Genomic DNA, 4,182 nt, shown 5'->3' with positions numbered 1-4,182 from the left:
TGTGAAAATTGATACTACAACAATAGTAAGTGAAGAATTGTTCAATCCTATTTGGTTAAAACGCGAAAAATTATACAAAAGTTTAGACGAAAATAAGATTGTAGAAATTATAGATGCACGACCAGATGTAACTGAACAAGCAGATCATATTGAAGGTATTCAACTACAAAAAAACGATATTTTATTGTTTGTAACTTCAAAACTAACCATTGGTAAAATGCAAGTTTTAGAGATTGATAAGGATAATCATCTAACCATAAAATACAACCTTTATAGATACAATACTATTATTGATTGGGGTAATCCATTTAGAATTAAAAATAATGCTGTTATAAATATTGATAATCCAATTGTAAAAGATGTAGCCGATGAGGAACTAGATTTTAAGTGGAATATTACTGCTAACAACCCAACGCTATTTCCTAAAAACAATATCAGTCTTTTTTTATTAAAACCAAGTAGAACAAAAACATTAGAAATTAAAAAATTCAATAGAAAACATTAAACAAAATATTATGAAAAAATTAGTAATCACACTTATTATTATTTGTAGTTTTTCTTTAAAAGCACAAGAATCTAAAATAACAGGAAACTGGCAACTAACCAAAGTTGAGGTAAATAACGAAATAGAAACAGATGTAAAAGTAGTGTTTATTTTTTCTGAAAAAGGAGTTCTAAAAGCCGCCAGAGATACAGAGTCAAGAACAATTGATGCAGGTTCTTGGAAATACAATAAAAAAGAAAAAACTATTGTAATGAAAAGTGACTTGGACAAAGATTTTAATGGAGACGCAGTAGTTATAAAAATAAATGACAAAGAACTAGTTTATAAAAAAGAAGGAGCCATTTGGACCTTTAGCAAATTAGCTAAATTGAATTCTCCAGCTAAAATTTAAATGGAAAAACCAATACTTTCATTTGAAAGAGCCGAAATGTATGATGAAGAAGGTAATTTTAATTATAAAGAAGCAGATGCAAAATTACCTTGGAAAATTGAAACCATTGTAAACTATTTAAAAGATTATACTGAAATGGTTTACAATGTAACCGGTTTTCCAGACAATCAGGATCCATTTGCTTGGGTTGAAAGTGAAAAAATAAACTATAATGAAGTTGAACAAACTATTGATGTTAGAGAATACTCCTACTCTCAAAACGATTATATAGATATGATGGAAGACCCTATTTTGATGAACGACCTATCGGAATATACGGAGGGTTTTATGTTTTTCCCAAAGGATAATTTAGATATTTATCAAATAGTTGGTACAGAAAAATTAGAAACTCCTGCTGGTGCATTTGAATGTACCATTGTTGAAGGTTATGGCAGATTTGACGATAAAGTTCAGTATTGGATGGTAAAAAATAAACCAGGTGTACTTGCTAAAGTAATTAAAGTAAAAGACGCTCCAGTTCCTTATGGTACTACAAATGTGTACATCCTAAAAGAAATAAAATAAAAATTAAAAAAGATCCTTAAATTTAGATTTCTAAGAACAACAAGTAATTATTTTAAAAAGTTCAAGCTTAAAAACTTGAATTTTTTTTGTAAAAAAAACCCAAACTTAAAATTTGTTATACAATCCCAACAAAACATACTATTGAGCAACAATTTCAATCTGTATATTATTGATTTTCAGTTTTAAGGACTAATTAATCGTTTATTGCAAATTACCCAGAATGTTAAAAACTTATTGGCAAATGTGGATAAGTACTCCTTTCTTTTTCATTATTTTTTTCCAATCTTTGTTTTTCTCGTTTCGTAGAAAACTGCAACTATTAAAACTAAAAAAATAAGAACTAAAATGTCGTTTATTGAACCTATTTTACAAGAAAACAAAGATCGCTTTGTAATTTTCCCTATTCAACACCAAGATATTTGGGAATGGTACAAAAAACAAGAAGCTAGTATTTGGACTGCTGAAGAAATTGATTTACATCAAGATGTTATAGATTGGGAAAATAAATTAAACGATGACGAGCGTTATTTTATAAAACATATTTTAGCATTTTTTGCTGCTTCTGATGGAATTGTAAATGAAAATTTAGCAGAAAACTTTGTGAGTGAAGTGCAATATTCTGAAGCAAAATTCTTTTATGGTTTTCAAATAATGATGGAAAATATTCATTCTGAAGTATATTCATTATTAATTGATACCTATGTTAAAAATGAAGTTGAAAAAAACGAATTATTTAAAGCAATAGAAGTTTTTCCTGCAATAAAATTAAAGGCAGATTGGGCGTTGAAATGGATTGACAGTCCAAGTTTTGCCGAACGTTTAATTGCTTTTGCGGCAGTTGAGGGTATTTTCTTTTCTGGTAGTTTTTGTTCTATCTTTTGGTTAAAAAAACGTGGATTGTTGCCAGGCTTAACCTTTTCTAACGAGTTAATTTCCAGAGACGAAGGACTACATTGTGATTTTGCCGTGCATTTACACAACAATCATATTGTACAAAAAGTTCCAAAAGAACGTATTACAGCAATTTTAGTTGACGCACTTGATATTGAACGTAAATTTATTACAGAATCTCTTCCAGTTAGTTTAATTGGAATGAACGCAAAACTAATGACACAATATTTAGAATTCGTAACTGATAGATTACTTATGGAGTTTGGTTGTGATAAAGTGTACAATGCCTCAAATCCGTTTGATTTTATGGAAATGATTTCACTTGAAGGTAAAACTAACTTCTTTGAAAAACGCGTTTCAGAATACCAAAAAGCTGGTGTAAAATCTGGAGGAACTGGAAGTATTAGTTTCGATGCTGATTTTTAAGTAATTAAGAATTGAAATTTACAAATTACGTTACCCCCAACGTATATTTGAAGCCTTATAATAGTAATTAAATAACGCTGTTATTCTTTCGTGGTCACTGAGCGAAGTCGAAGTGCAAACAGGAATCCATCAACCCAAATAAATAGATTCCATCCGCAGGAATACCAAAATTAAAATATAACAAGAATTTACATTACGAAGCAATTCTTAATTCGTAATTAAAAATTCATAAATCAAAAAATAAAAATATGTTTGTACTAAAAAGAGACGGAAGAAAGGAACCTGTAATGTTCGACAAAATAACATCCAGAGTAAGAAAAATGTGTTATGGCTTAAATAAATTGGTAGATCCTGTAAAGGTTGCTATGCGAGTTATTGAAGGTTTGTACGATGGTGTTACTACTTCCGAACTCGATAATTTAGCCGCAGAAACTGCTGCTACAATGACCGTACAACATCCAGATTATGCACGTTTAGCAGCTCGGATTGCTGTTTCTAACCTTCATAAAAATACCAAAAAAACATTTTCAGATGTTATGACGGATTTATATACGTATGTAAATCCGAGAACTGGAAAGAAAGCCCCGTTATTATCAGATGAAACTTATAAAGTTATTCAAGATAATGCTGCAAAATTAGATTCAACCATAATTTACAACAGAGATTTCGGGTACGATTACTTCGGATTTAAAACATTAGAACGTTCGTATTTATTGAAGTTAAACGGAGAAATTGCTGAGCGTCCGCAACATATGTTAATGCGCGTTGCTATAGGAATTCATCAAAATGATATTGATGAAGCCATTGAAACGTACGAATTAATGTCTAAAAGAATATTTACACACGCAACTCCTACCCTTTTCAACTCTGGAACACCAAAACCTCAAATGTCGTCTTGTTTTTTATTACAAATTCAAGATGATAGTATAGATGGAATTTACGATACCTTAAAACAAACTGCTAAAATATCGCAATCTGCTGGCGGAATTGGCTTGTCTATTCACAATGTACGTGCTACAGGTTCTTATATTAGAGGAACTAACGGAACTTCAAACGGAATTGTTCCAATGCTAAAAGTGTATAACGATACGGCTCGATATGTAGATCAAGGTGGTGGAAAACGTAAAGGTTCTTTTGCAATTTATATGGAACCTTGGCACGCCGATGTTTTCGACTTTTTAGATCTGCGTAAAAATACTGGAGCAGAAGAAAACAGAGCACGAGATTTATTTTACGCAATGTGGATTCCAGATTTATTTATGAAACGTGTTGAAGAAAATGGCGAATGGACGTTGATGTGTCCAAATGAATGTCCGCATTTATTTGATACCTACGGAGACGAATTTGAAAAATTATACACAGGCTACGAAAAAGTAGGAAAAGGACGTAAAACAATTAAAGCGCG

The 4,182-nt window shown here is 30.8% G+C and carries 5 protein-coding genes; all 5 read left to right on the top strand.

Going from position 1 to position 4,182, the window contains the following annotated elements:
* On the top strand, positions 1 to 505 hold a 505-nt coding region (locus AB1Z17_RS00715), incomplete at its 5' end, for a hypothetical protein (protein ID WP_368049874.1).
* Between the two features lie 10 nt (positions 506 to 515).
* Positions 516 to 896 carry a lipocalin family protein gene (locus AB1Z17_RS00710; RefSeq protein WP_368049873.1) on the top strand — a complete coding sequence of 127 codons (381 nt, stop codon included), beginning with the start codon at positions 516 to 518 and terminating at the stop codon, positions 894 to 896.
* Positions 897 to 1,460 carry a hypothetical protein gene (locus tag AB1Z17_RS00705; RefSeq protein WP_368049872.1) on the top strand — a complete coding sequence of 188 codons (564 nt, stop codon included), beginning with the start codon at positions 897 to 899 and terminating at the stop codon, positions 1,458 to 1,460.
* A 345-nt stretch (positions 1,461 to 1,805) separates the two neighbouring features.
* Positions 1,806 to 2,777, top strand: coding sequence for a ribonucleotide-diphosphate reductase subunit beta (locus AB1Z17_RS00700; protein ID WP_368049871.1), 972 nt, complete (start codon positions 1,806 to 1,808; stop codon positions 2,775 to 2,777).
* 248 nt (positions 2,778 to 3,025) lie between these two features.
* The coding region (locus tag AB1Z17_RS00695) for a ribonucleotide reductase N-terminal alpha domain-containing protein (RefSeq protein WP_368049870.1) at positions 3,026 to 4,182 on the top strand (1,157 nt) is incomplete at its 3' end.

Origin of the sequence: Lutibacter sp. (assembly GCF_040883305.1) — a bacterium.
Taxonomy (GTDB): domain Bacteria; phylum Bacteroidota; class Bacteroidia; order Flavobacteriales; family Flavobacteriaceae; genus Lutibacter.
Note: the sequence above shows the minus strand (reverse complement) of the source record. Positions and strands in the feature narration are given on the sequence as shown.

What these genes read in the sequence shown, in the direction of transcription:
- AB1Z17_RS00710 (WP_368049873.1), top strand. Translation starts at nt 516, where the DNA reads ATGAAAAAATTAGTAATCACACTTATTATTATTTGTAGTTTTTCTTTA.
- AB1Z17_RS00705 (WP_368049872.1), top strand. Translation starts at nt 897, where the DNA reads ATGGAAAAACCAATACTTTCATTTGAAAGAGCCGAAATGTATGATGAA.
- AB1Z17_RS00700 (WP_368049871.1), top strand. Translation starts at nt 1,806, where the DNA reads ATGTCGTTTATTGAACCTATTTTACAAGAAAACAAAGATCGCTTTGTA.